Raw genomic sequence first — 12,195 nt, 5'->3', positions numbered from 1 at the left:
GAAGAAGACGTAAGGGGACGTCATGACGGAGAACGCCGAGAAGTACGTCGCCGCAATCGACCAGGGCACCACCTCCAGCCGCTGCATCATCTTCGACCGGGGCGGCGCGATCGTCGCCGTCGACCAGCGCGAGCACCGCCAGATCTTCCCCAAGCCGGGCTGGGTGGAACACGACGCCACCGAGATCTGGTCCAAGGTGCAGGCGGTCGTCGCGGGAGCGATCGCCAAGGCGGGTCTGCGCGCCGACCAGTTGAGCGCGCTCGGCATCACCAACCAGCGCGAGACCACGGTCCTGTGGGACCGGGCCACCGGCAAGCCCGTGCACAACGCGATCGTCTGGCAGGACACCCGGACCTCGGCGCTCTGCAACCAACTGGGCGGCACGGACGGCCAGGACCGTTTCCGCGAACAGACCGGCCTGCCGCTGGCCAGCTACTTCTCCGGCCCCAAGGCGGCCTGGCTGCTCGACAACGTGCCCGGGCTGCGCGCGCGTGCCGAGCGCGGCGAGATCGCCTTCGGCACCATCGACTCCTGGCTGATCTGGAACCTGACCGGCGGCACGGACGGCGGTCGGCACGTCACCGACGTCACCAACGCCGGGCGCACCATGCTGATGAACCTGGAGACCCTTCAGTGGGACCCGTCGATCCTCGCGGCGATGAACATCCCCGAGGCGGTGCTGCCCGAGATCAGGTCGTCGGCCGAGGTGTACGGCACCGCCGTGGGCCAGCTGGCGGGCGTCCCCGTCGCCTCGGCGCTCGGCGACCAGCAGGCAGCGGTCTTCGGGCAGGCCTGCTACGACGTGGGCACCGCCAAGAACACGTACGGCACCGGCAGCTTCCTGCTGCTCAACACCGGCAACCGGCCCGTCCCCTCGAAGAACGGGCTGCTGACGACCATGGGCTACAAGATCGGCGGCGAGGCGCCCGTCTACTGCCTCGAAGGGTCGATCGCGATCACCGGCGCCCTGGTGCAGTGGTTCCGCGACCAGCTCGGCATCATCCGCAATGCCGACGAGATCGAGACGCTGGCCGCGAGCGTCGACGACAACGGCGGCGCGTACATCGTGCCCGCGTTCTCGGGCCTGTTCGCGCCCTACTGGCGCTCCGACGCGCGCGGTGTCGTCACCGGCCTCACCCGGTACGTCACCAAGGCACACCTCGCCCGCGCGGTTCTGGAGGCGACGAGCTGGCAGACCCGTGAGGTCGTCGACGCCATGTTCCAGGACTCCGGCGTGCAGATCACCACCCTGAAGGTGGACGGCGGCATGACCAAGAACAATCTGCTGATGCAGCACCAGGCGGATGTCCTTGGTGTGCCGGTGATCCGTCCCCGGGTGTCCGAGACGACATGTCTGGGGGCGGCCTACGCGGCCGGGCTCGCGACCGGTGTGTGGAACGATCTCGACGAGCTGAAGTCGCACTGGCAGAAGGACGTCGAGTGGACACCGTCCATGGAGGCCTCCGTGCGCGACCGTGAGTACCACAACTGGCGCAAGGCGGTGGAGAAGAGCTTCGGCTGGCACGAGGACGACGTCAGCTGAAACAGGGGTCCACGCGCGCGTGCGTCTCGCGTGAGCCACACGCGCGTGCGGGACGGCGGCCCGTACCCCGGTCGGCGGGGGTACGGGCCGTGTGCGCGGTGCGAACCGTATGCGCGGGTCAGGTGGTGACCGGTTCGCGTCGGTCGGCCCCGTACGCCATCGCGTGCTGGACGACCTCGATGAGGACCTCCTTGGCCGACTCCCGGTCTCTCGCGTCACACAGCACGACCGGAACGTCGTCGTCGAGGTCGAGTGCCTGGCGGACCTCGTCGACCGGGTATCGGGCCGACCCCTCGAAGCAGTTGACGCCCATCACGAACGGTATGGAGCGCCGCTCGAAGTAGTCGACGGCGGCGAAACAGTCCTCCAGGCGGCGTGTGTCGGCGAGTACGACGGCGCCCAGGGAGCCGGAGGCGAGCTCGTCCCACAGGAACCAGAAGCGGTCCTGCCCGGGCGTCCCGAAGAGGTAGAGCACCAGGTCCTCGCGGAGCGTGATGCGGCCGAAGTCCATGGCGACGGTGGTGGTGTGCTTGCCCTCCACGCCGCTGGTGTCGTCGACCGGGCGGCCCGCCTCGGTGAGCACCTCCTCGGTGCGCAGCGGTTTGATCTCGCTGACCGCGCCGACCAGGGTCGTCTTGCCCACGCCGAAGCCACCGGCCACCAGGATCTTGAGCGTGACGGGCTCGACCGGGGGCTTGCCGCGCTCAGAACGCCCGAAGATCATCGATCTCTTCTCCTGCTTGATGGGGGTCGTGGGACGGTGGGCCGTAGCCCCCGCCGCCGGGGGTTTCGATGACAAGTACGTCGCCGGGGCCGACGTCCGCCGTATCACTTGCGCCAAGTTCCGTGACCGTGCCGTCCGCGCGCTCCACCCGGTTGGCGCCGAGCGCTCCGGGCTCGCCGCCGGCCATGCCGTAGGGCGGGACCCTGCGGTGCTGGGACAGTGTGGAGACGGTCATGAGCTGATGGAACCGGATGCGGCGCACGGCACCGTCCCCGCCGGTCCAGCGCCCGGCTCCGCCGCTGCCCGGCCGGACCGCGAACTCGTCGAGCTGGACCGGCAGTCGCCACTCCAGGATCTCGGGGTCGGTGAGCCGCGAGTTGGTCATGTGGGTCTGCACGACGGAGGCGCCGGGGAAGCCGTCGCCCGCGCCGGATCCGGAGGCCACGGTCTCGTAGTACTGGTAGCGCTCGTTGCCGAAGGTCACGTTGTTCATCGTTCCGGACCCCTCGGCCTGCACGCGCAGGGCTCCGTACAGTGCGCCGGTGATCGCCTGAGAGGTCTCCACATTGCCCGCGACCACGGCGGCGGGGGCCTCGGGAGCGAGCATCGAGCCACGCGGCACGACGATGTCGAGCGGGCGCAGGCATCCGTCGTTGAGCGGGATGTCGTCGGCGACCAGGGTGCGGAAGACGTACAGGACGGCGGCGTTGACCACCGCGAAGGGTGCGTTGAAGTTGGTGTCGAGCTGCGGGGACGTACCCGTGAAGTCGACAGTGGCGGAGCGGTTTTCGCGGTCTACGGAGACCCGGACGCGAATGACCGCCCCGGAGTCGGTCTCGTAGGCGAACTCACCGCCTTCCAGGGCGTCGATGACGCGGCGTACGGCTTCCTCTGCGTTGTCCTGCACGTGCCGCATGTAGGCCTGGACGACGCCGATACCGAAGTTGTCGATCATACGGGCGACCTCGTCGACGCCCTTCTGGTTGGCGGCGATCTGGGCACGCAGGTCCGCGAGATTGGTCTTCGGATTGCGCGAGGGGTAGGGCGCCTCGGTGAGCAGGCGAAGGGTCTCGGCCTCTCGGAAGCGGCCGTTCTCGGCGAGCAGCCAGTTGTCGAAGAGGATGCCCTCTTCCTCGATGGTGCGGCTGTTCGCGGGCATGGAGCCCGGGGCGATGCCGCCGATCTCGGCGTGGTGTCCGCGCGAGGCGACGTAGAACAGGATGTGCTCACCCTCCGTGTCGAAGACCGGGGTGATCACGGTGACGTCGGGGAGGTGGGTGCCTCCGTGGTACGGGTCGTTGACCGCGTACGTGTCACCCGGGCGCATGCTGTCGCCGCGTCGCCGGATGACTTCCTGCACGCTCGTGCCCATCGAGCCCAAGTGGACGGGGATGTGGGGGGCGTTGGCGACAAGACTGCCGTCGGGGTCGAAGAGCGCGCAGGAGAAGTCCAGGCGTTCTTTGATGTTGACCGACTGGGCCGTGGACTCCAGACGGGCACCCATCTGTTCGGCGATGGACATGAAGAGGTTGTTGAAGACCTCGAGGAGAACGGGGTCCGCTTCTGTGCCGAGATCGGAACTCTGCGTAACCGCCACGCGTTCCATGACCAGATGCCCGTCGCCGGTCGTCGCGGCCCGCCAGCCGTCGTCGACGACGGTCGTCGCGCTGGCCTCGGTGATGATCGCGGGGCCGGTGACCGTTTCACCGGGGGGCAGTTCCTCGCGGCGGTGCAGGGGTACGCCGCGCCAGGCGCCACCCGTGTGGAGGCTGACCGTCTCCGTCGCGCCTCGGGCGGACGAAGGGGTGGCGAGGGCGGAGAGATCGGGGGGTTCGGTGAGTCCGGTGGCTTCTACGGAGAGGGCCTCCACGACGACCGGACGGTCGAGGGTGAAGGAGTAGGTGGCGCGATGGCGTTCTTCGAAGGCGTGAGTCATGGTGTCGGGCTCGGTGAGCTCGACGGTGAGCGCCGTGTCCGTTCCGTCGTAGCGGACTTGGGCGCGGCGGGTGACGCGGATGCGGTCCTCGGGCACGTCCTCGGCGAGGAGTTCGGCGCGGGTGGCGCCCTCCAAGTCGTCAGCGGTCTTGAGGATGCCGGGCATCGCGGAGACCTCAAGGGGTGCCTCCACGGACTGCTCGCGCATGGCCGTCGTGTCGGCGAGTCCGATGCCGAGGGCGGACAGGACGCCGGCCATGGGCGGGACGAGGACGGTGCGGATGCCGAGCGAGTCGGCGACCATGCACGCGTGCTGGCCGCCCGCGCCGCCGAAGGTGGTGAGCGCGTACCGGGTGACGTCGTGGCCCTTCTGGACCGAGATCCGCTTGACCGCGTTGGCGATGTTGGCCACGGCGATCTGCAGGTATCCCTCCGCCACCTGCTCCGGGGTGCGGTCGTCGCCGGTCTTCTCACGGATCTCGCGCGCAAGGGCGGCGAACCGGTCGCGGACGAGTGTGTCGTCGAGGGGCTGGTCGCCGTCGGGGCCGAACAGTTCGGGGAAGTGGGTGGGTTGGATGCGGCCGAGTGCGACGTTGGCGTCCGTGACGGTGAGTGGTCCGCCGCCGCGGTAGCAGGCGGGGCCGGGGGCGGCGCCGGCCGAGTCTGGGCCCACCCGGTAGCGGGAGCCGTCGAAGTGGAGCACCGAGCCGCCGCCCGCGGCGACGGTGTGGATGTCCAGCATGGGCGCCCGCAGCCGGACCCCGGCGATCCGGGTGGTGAAGACCCGCTCGTACTCGCCCGCGAAGTGAGAGACGTCCGTGGAGGTGCCGCCCATGTCGAAGCCGATGACACGGTCGAAGCCGGCGAGCTGCGACATCCGGGCCATGCCGACGATGCCGCCCGCCGGGCCGGACAGGATGGCGTCCTTGCCGCGGAACTGACCCGCTTCGGCGAGGCCTCCATTGGACTGCATGAACATCAATCGCACGCCCTGGAGCTCTTCGGCGACGTGCTGGACGTAGCGGCGCAGCACGGGCGACAGGTAGGCGTCTACGACGGCCGTGTCACCGCGCGGGACGAGCTTCATCAGCGGGCTGACCTCGCTGGAGAGCGAGATCTGTGGGAAGCCGGTGTGTGCCGCCAGCTCGCCGACGGCCTCTTCATGGGCCGGGTGGAGGTGACTGTGCATGCAGACGACGGCGACGGCCCGGATCCCGGAGTCGTACGCCTCCTGGAGGGGCCCGGCGAGGGCGTCCAGGTCGGGGGCTCGCAGGACCGTGCCGTCGGCGGCGATCCGCTCGTCGACCTCGACCACGCGTTCGTACAGCAGCTCGGGCAGTTCGATCGCGCGGGCGAAGATGTGGGGGCGGTTCTGGTACGCGATGCGCAGGGCGTCGCGGAAGCCTCGGGTGATGACGAGGAGGGTGCGCTCTCCCTTGCGTTCCAGGAGGGCGTTGGTGGCGACGGTGGTTCCCATGCGGACGGCGTCGATCCGCGCGCCATGGGTGTCCTGGCCGCTGCCGAGGAGTTCACGGACACCCGCCACCGCCGCGTCGGCGTACCTCGCCCGGTTCTCGGACAGGAGTTTGTGCGTGAGCAGGCGGCCGTCCGGGCGTCGCGCGACGATGTCGGTGAAGGTGCCGCCTCGGTCGACCCAGAACTGCCAGCCTGTCACGTCTGTTCCCCGCTTCCGCCCAGCTCAGAGCGCCCGGAGGCCGCTGATCACGTCGCGCAGAATACTCTCGTCCGGCAGCTCGGCAGGGGGTACGGGACGTGTCACGTGGACCATTTCCTCGGTCACGAGGTCCCCGATGAGGACCCGGACCACTCCGATGGGCAGGTCGAGCTCGGCGGCGAGTTCGGCGACCGACTGGGGAGTGTCACGGCAGAGCTCGACGATGTCCACGTGTTCCGGGGACAGCGAATGGTCGGCCTCGGGGTCGTCCGCGTGGGGCTCCGTGACGACCACCGCGATCAGGTCGAGGCGATGCTGGGCCGGACTGGTGGTGCGCCCGCGTGTCATGGCATAAGGACGGACCACCGGTCCGGCGTCGTCGTCGAACCAGTGGCGTTTTCCCTGACCGTCTCCGCTCATGCCATCCCACTACCCGCCCGAGGGCAGATCGGTGCGCGGAGCGGCGGCCAGATGTGCGCCGACCCGCTTCACCAGGAGCGTCATTTCGTACGCGACCTGCCCGACGTCGGAGTCGGCGTCCGAGAGAACGGCGAGGCAGCTGCCGTCCCCGGCGGCCGTGACGAAGAGGAAGGCTTCTTCGAGCTCGACCACGGTCTGCCGGACACCGCCCGCCTCGAAGTGGCGGCCGACGCCCTTGGCGAGGCTGTGGAAGCCGGAGGCGACGGCGGCCAGGTGCTCGCTGTCCTCCCGGGTCAGATCCTTGGAGGCCCCGGTGGCAAGGCCGTCGCCGGAGAGCACGATCGCCTTGCTGATGCTGGCCACGCGGTCCACCAGGTCGTCGAGCAGCCAGTTCAGCTCTCCCGACGTCTTGCTGGTCGCGGTGGGCCCTGTGGCCTTCGGTGCGGTCATCGACCGTCCCCCTTCGTCGTTCCTGGTGCTGTGCCGCCCTGGGCCCCGTCGCCCGCGGCGTTCTCGTCGCGGCCCCGCTGCCAGCCCCGCTGGAGCGAGGCCATCCGGCTGCGTACCTCGTCGGCGTCGCGATCGGCGAAGTCCGGCCCCTTCGGGGTGCGGGCCTTGTCTCGCTCGGCGCGCCGTTCGGGTCCGTCCTTCAACTGCGGGGCCAGATTGGCCTGTCGGACGCGGCGGGGCAGCGGGTTCGCACCCGATTCTCCCCCTTGCGTCGCAGCGGCGGAGCCCGGAGTGGTCCCGGCCCTGCCCGCCGGCGAGCCGGCGGAGCGGGTGCGCCGGGGGAGAGCGGGGGCCTCTCGGAGGCCGGACGCCTCGGAGCGAAGGCCCGGAGTCTCGGGGCGTTCGCCGTTGCGGCGCCCAGAGGTTTCGGTGCGGTCGGTACGCCGGGCGGTCGACGGCTGTGCGCTCGCCCTCTCCGCCACGCTTCGCCTCTCCACCGGCTCGAGGACCGGTTCGAGGCTCTCCACCGGCTTCAGCGCCTCGGCGGGCTCCTCGCCGCGCCGGGGCCTTCGGGTCACGGGACGACCGTGCGAGCTGACCAGCTTGGGAGTTCTGCGACGCGGCAGGGGGACCGGGGCGCCCGCGTGGTCGTCGTCGCCGGAGCGGGCCGTCTCCGAGCCGTCTGCGCGGGGCTGCTGGTGGGGCCGGTGCTCCTCGACCGGGACACCCGCTATGGAGCGGCGCGGCCTGAACAGACCGCCCCGCTCGGCGTCCTCGTCGTCGAGGGCGCCCGGGAAACCGCCGAGTGCGTCCAGATCGACCGGCGCCTCAAGCTCGACCGGCCCGTCCAGGATCGCGGCAGGCAGGCCGGGGAGGCGCACCGGTACGTCGGAGAGCGCCGCCTTGCGGTCCTCCTCGATCTTGCCCTCCTTCGAGGGCAGCGCTCGGTCGAGACGGAAGCCGATGCCGTTGGTGTCCGGGACGTCGTCGGTGAGCAGCGCGTCGGGAATGAACACCACGGCAGTGGTGCCGCCGTACGGGGAAGGCTGGAGGGAGACACGGACGTTCTGCCGCTGCGCGAGCCGGCTGACCACGAAGAGACCGAGCCGGTCGGTGTCGGACAGTTCGAACTCGGGGGTCTCGGCGAGCCGTAGGTTGGCGTCGAGGAGCGCTTCGGCCGCCATGCCCAGACCGCGGTCGTGGATCTCCAGGGTGAAACCGTTGGCGACGCGTTCGCCAACGACCTGCACGGCCGTGTGAGGGGGCGAGAACACCGTGGCGTTCTCCAGGAGTTCGGCCACCAGGTGCGTGAGGTCGGCGACCGCGGGCCCGGTGACGGCGACGCGGGGCAGTCGGCGTACCTCGATGCGCTCGTAGTCCTCGACCTCGGCGACGGCGGCGCGGACGATGTCCATGAGCTGGACGGGCTTGCGCCACTGTCGGGACGGGGCCGCGCCGGACAGGATGACCAGGCCCTCCGCATGCCGGCGCATACGTGTGGTCAGGTGGTCGAGGCGGAACAGGTCGGCGAGTTCGTCGGTGTCCTCGGTCCTGCGTTCCATGGTGTCGAGGAGGGTGAGCTGCTTGTGCAGCAGGACCTGGCTGCGGCGGGCGAGGTTGACGAAGACCTCGGAGACGCCGTCCCGCAGTTCGGACTGTTTGACGGCGGCCTCGACGGCCGCGCGCTGAAGGGTGTTGAGGGCCTGGCCGACCTCGCCGATCTCGTTCTTGTCGTACTCCAGGCGGGGCACTTCGGTCTCGACGTCGACCTGTTCGCCGCCGGAGAGGCGGCGCATGACGCTGGGAAGCCGCACGCCGGACGCCTCGTGGGCCTCCAGGCGCAGCCGGCGCAGGTCGCGGATGAGGCTCCGGCCGATGCGTACGGACATGACGAGCGAGGCCAGCAGGGCGATGAGTCCGAGGACACCCGCGATGACCGCCTTGACGATGACGCCCGTGGCCACGGGGCGCACGCGGTCCTGGTAGCGGTCGCCGGCCTTGTCGTCGAGGTCGGCCAGTTCGTTGAGCACGTGTCCGGCCGCCCGGTCCCAGCTCTGCGCGGTGACACCGTGCGGGGATCCGGCCGGGGAGGTGACGACGGCCTGCTCCGCCACGCGCAGGGGAGCCGTGTCGGCGTTCGACCAGTAGCGCTCGAAGCGGCCGCGTTCCGATGAGGGCAGCAGCGGCAGGCTGATGTTGTACAGCAGGGTGCGTTGCGCGATGAGATCGGAGATGTCGCGGATGTCGTCGCGGGTGACGCGGCCCGCGACCAGCGCGGAGCCGAGGAGGGCGTCCTCGCGGGAGAGCAGTTCGCGGGCGTTGGCGACGTTGACGAGGGCGCGGCCCTGCTTGTCCATCTCCACGTTGTCCACGACGTGGAGGTTGGCCAACAGTGTGTAACAGGGGTCGACAAGACGGTTGTAGAGGTCGAGGGCCTGGGCCCGGTTGACGGTGCCCTCCTCGACGCTGCGGCGCAGCGAGTCGACGCCGTCGAGGGCGTCCAGGATGGTGGTGAGGCGCTGTGAGGTGCCCCCGTTCATCTCTTCCCGTACGTCTTCGTCCTTGGCGTTCTTGCGGACCTTCGCCACGGCCCGGTCGGTCGCGGTGCGACTGCGCTTCAGCGCCGCCAGCGCGTCGGAGGCGCGGGGATCGGCGAGATAGACGAGTGTCTGGCGGCGTTCCTGCTGGAGAACGCTGACGGTGTCCTCGGCCGGGTAGCCGATCTTCTCGACGACGTCCGACACGTTGAACAGCTGGTTGGCCGCGCGGCCGGTGAGTACCGTCGCGAAGGCCCAAATCCCCGTCAGGGAGAGGAGCGGCACGAGGAGCAGCGCCACGATCTTCCGGCGGATGGACTTCCCGCGAAAGCGCATGGCCTCCCCCAGCTCGACCCCCTCCGGCCGGGGGCACACCTGTGCGTCAACAAACGGCGTGAGCCTACTACTGACTCACAGGTAACTCGAAGACGTGTCCGGGCCGCCGCCCGGCGTGAAGAGGGTGGAACCCGGGCTCTAGAGGGAACTGGAGATGGGCAGTTGTCCGTTCATTGGGGGAGATTGCCGCCCCGAATCCGGCATGGCGAGCCGAAGCTCATCGGACTGGTGAACTTGGTCAGTTGGCCGGAATTTTTCGCTAGTTGGGAATCTTCGGGGCACATTGTTCGTCCTTCTCTATGGGAAATGGGGGCGGAATCGGCCACACGGGCCGCATGCCGCGTCCAGGCGGCGTAAAACAGCGCAAGCCGGGCAGCCACTGGGGAGCAGGTGTCGTATGACACCCGTGCGAGGGTCTGCTGGGCGGTGGGGAGTGACAAGTTGATGGGCACGGCGGAGCGGGGCGGGGCGTCAGGGGTGGGTACTGCGGCGCCTGTGGCGGTGCGATCGGCCACGCGGACACCGGATCGCGACATACCGGCGGACGGGCGCGATCGGGCGAGCGGGCGGAGCGTGGCCCGGGAGGAACGCGACCGGAAGAACGAGCGGGCGGGTGCCGGGGACGGAGGCGATCACATGAGCGCCCGGGCCGTCGCCGAGGGCGGCCCCGAGCCGACGGGCGGGCTGCGCACGGTCGCCGGTGGGTATGAGCGGGCGGGCGACCAGGGCGTTGCCGCCGGTCAGCGGCGCGCCGACGGGCAGGCTCGGGCAGCCGTCGGACACGTGGACGGATACGAAGAGCAGGCGTACTACCGGCCGTTGTGGATCGAGGAGCGCGCGCGGCGGCGACGGCTTCCCGACCCGGTGCGTACGGCGGCCGTGCGTGCGGTGCTGATCATCGCGGTCACCCTGATCCAGGCCGTGATCGCCTTCCTGTCCACGGTGGCGGAGTCCTGGCTCGCCTTCCCGATGGTCCTGAGCAGCGTGGCCAGCACGGTGGTGGCCACCTGGGCCGCCCTCGACGTCTGGGTCACCCGCCAGGTGTGGAACCAGCGCAACGGCGTGGTGTCCGAACCGAGCAGCACCGCACGGACCCTGCGGCGCGAGCGGCGCCGGGCCCGACGGCAGGCACGCGCGACGGAGCGCGCTCAGGAGCGAATACGGCAGCAGGGCGGCACCGGGCAGTTGTCGCACCCCTGAGTACGACTCGCGGCTGAGTACGGCACGGTTCGCAGCTGAGCCCGGCTCGTGACTGAGCCTGGCTCACGGCTGCCCGCGGCACGGGGCCAAGGGGCGGACTCCACGGACTGTGGACCTGGTGGTCCCGATGGACTGCGTCCGTCGGTCCGCCCACGGGCCGGCAGCTTGCCCCGGCGCCCGCCGGGTCCACCGGGTCCCCGCTGCGCGCCAGTTCACGGCGTACCTTCATGAACGGGCGAGGGCGGTCGATGGAGAGCACGGCCGTGGTGCGGCCGTCGCGCTCGTACAGGGCGAGGAGGCCGCCTTCGGCCGGTGCGCCGTCGTCGAGCGCGCCCTCGGTGATGCGGACGGTGTCCGCCGCGTGCCGGCACCCCGCGAACTGGGTCCGTGCGCCGTACTGATCGGACCAGAAGTAGGGCAGGGACCGTGCGGTCTCGACGGTGCGCTCGGCGAGCAAGTTGCGTACCGCGACGCGGGGTTGTTCGGTGGCGGAGGTCCAGTGCTCGGCGCGGGCGCCTCCGACGCGGGCGACGTCGCCGACGGCGACCACCTGCGGCAGCGCGGTCACGCAACCGTCGTCGCACAGCACGCCATCGTGCAGAGCGAGTGTCGAACCGGCGAGCCAGCCGGTGTTGGGGGCGGCGCCGATGCCCACGATCACGACATCGGCGGGCAGGAGCCGGCCGTCGGAGAGCTCCACACCCGTGACGGTGCCGCTCCCCCGCAGGCCCGCGACACCGATTCCGGTCACGAGGCCGGCACCACCGCGGCGATGCAGGGCGGCGCACACGGCGGCCATCTGGGGGCCGAGTTGAGGAACGAGGGGCAGGGGTGCGGCCTCGACGACGGTGACGTCGTGGCCGAGTCCGGCGCAGGAGGAAGCGGTCTCGGCGCCGATGAAGCCGCCGCCGATGACGACAACGCTGCGCGGGCCCCGGGAGAGCTCCGCGCGCAGGGCGCGGGCGTCGTCGAGGGTGCGCAGGGTGTGCACGCCGACAAGGCCGTCCCCAGGGAGCCGGCGGGCCGAGGCGCCGGTCGCGATGATCACGCCGTCCGTGGAGACGGTGCGGCCGTCGTCGAGGAGGACGGTGCGCCCCCGGGCGTCGAGGCCGCGGGCGCGTACGCCGAGCAGCCACTCGGCGTCGAGTTCGGCGGTCTCCTCGGCGTCGGTGAGGGCGAGTTGGGTCTCGTCGGCGCGTCCGGCGAGGAAGTCCTTGGAAAGGGGTGGGCGGTCGTACGGGCGGTGGGGCTCGTCCCCGACGATCACCAGGCGGCCGTCGAACCCCTGGGCCCGGAGTTCCCGGGCGGCGTACAGCCCGGAGAGCGAGGCACCGACGACGGTCACGGCCCTCATGAGGCGCGCTCTTCGGCGCAG

The 12,195-nt window shown here is 70.6% G+C and carries 7 protein-coding genes and 1 pseudogene; 2 read left to right on the top strand and 6 right to left on the bottom strand.

Features of this window, described 5'->3' with window-relative positions; all coding sequences use genetic code 11:
* Positions 1 to 22: 22 nt before the first annotated feature.
* Positions 23 to 1,543, top strand: a complete 1,521-nt coding sequence (glpK, locus tag SMIR_RS33020) for a glycerol kinase GlpK (RefSeq protein ID WP_101406357.1) — start codon at positions 23 to 25, stop codon at positions 1,541 to 1,543.
* 118 nt (positions 1,544 to 1,661) lie between these two features.
* On the opposite strand, the gene SMIR_RS33015 is transcribed toward glpK, so the two are convergent.
* Genes SMIR_RS33015 through SMIR_RS32995 form a run of 5 tightly spaced genes read right to left on the bottom strand, consistent with a single transcriptional unit; the run spans position 1,662 to position 9,620 of the window.
* Positions 1,662 to 2,267 (bottom strand): GTP-binding protein, encoded by a 606-nt coding sequence (locus SMIR_RS33015; RefSeq protein WP_054237193.1) that lies wholly within the window; start codon positions 2,265 to 2,267, stop codon positions 1,662 to 1,664.
* Positions 2,248 to 5,877, bottom strand: a complete 3,630-nt coding sequence (locus SMIR_RS33010; RefSeq protein WP_168489961.1) for a hydantoinase B/oxoprolinase family protein — start codon at positions 5,875 to 5,877, stop codon at positions 2,248 to 2,250. Before SMIR_RS33010 ends, SMIR_RS33015 begins: the two co-directional genes overlap by 20 nt.
* Before the next feature lie 24 nt (positions 5,878 to 5,901).
* Positions 5,902 to 6,297, bottom strand: a complete 396-nt coding sequence (locus tag SMIR_RS33005) for a DUF742 domain-containing protein (protein WP_054237191.1) — start codon at positions 6,295 to 6,297, stop codon at positions 5,902 to 5,904.
* A 9-nt stretch (positions 6,298 to 6,306) separates the two neighbouring features.
* Positions 6,307 to 6,747, bottom strand: coding sequence for a roadblock/LC7 domain-containing protein (locus SMIR_RS33000; protein WP_054237190.1), 441 nt, complete (start codon positions 6,745 to 6,747; stop codon positions 6,307 to 6,309).
* Complete coding sequence (locus SMIR_RS32995) at positions 6,744 to 9,620, bottom strand: sensor histidine kinase (RefSeq protein ID WP_168489962.1); 2,877 nt, start codon at positions 9,618 to 9,620, stop codon at positions 6,744 to 6,746. Before SMIR_RS32995 ends, SMIR_RS33000 begins: the two co-directional genes overlap by 4 nt.
* A 636-nt stretch (positions 9,621 to 10,256) precedes the next feature.
* On the opposite strand from SMIR_RS32995, the gene SMIR_RS32990 reads away from it, so the two are divergent.
* Positions 10,257 to 10,820, top strand: coding sequence for a hypothetical protein (locus SMIR_RS32990; RefSeq protein ID WP_248002854.1), 564 nt, complete (start codon positions 10,257 to 10,259; stop codon positions 10,818 to 10,820).
* 178 nt (positions 10,821 to 10,998) lie between these two features.
* Here the strand turns inward: SMIR_RS32990 and SMIR_RS32985 are convergent.
* Positions 10,999 to 12,174, bottom strand: a pseudogene (locus tag SMIR_RS32985) (NAD(P)/FAD-dependent oxidoreductase); the annotation flags it as partial.
* Between the last annotated feature and the right edge of the window lie 21 nt (positions 12,175 to 12,195).

It is taken from the genome of Streptomyces mirabilis (assembly GCF_018310535.1).
GTDB lineage: Bacteria > Actinomycetota > Actinomycetes > Streptomycetales > Streptomycetaceae > Streptomyces.
This window is presented reverse-complemented; position numbering and strand designations above follow the sequence as displayed.

Coding starts and splice junctions, on each gene's coding strand:
- glpK (WP_101406357.1), top strand. CDS start 23: ATGACGGAGAACGCCGAGAAGTACGTCGCCGCAATCGACCAGGGCACC.
- SMIR_RS33015 (WP_054237193.1), bottom strand. CDS start 2,267: ATGATCTTCGGGCGTTCTGAGCGCGGCAAGCCCCCGGTCGAGCCCGTC.
- SMIR_RS33005 (WP_054237191.1), bottom strand. CDS start 6,297: ATGAGCGGAGACGGTCAGGGAAAACGCCACTGGTTCGACGACGACGCC.
- SMIR_RS33000 (WP_054237190.1), bottom strand. CDS start 6,747: ATGACCGCACCGAAGGCCACAGGGCCCACCGCGACCAGCAAGACGTCG.
- SMIR_RS32995 (WP_168489962.1), bottom strand. CDS start 9,620: ATGCGCTTTCGCGGGAAGTCCATCCGCCGGAAGATCGTGGCGCTGCTC.
- SMIR_RS32990 (WP_248002854.1), top strand. CDS start 10,257: ATGAGCGCCCGGGCCGTCGCCGAGGGCGGCCCCGAGCCGACGGGCGGG.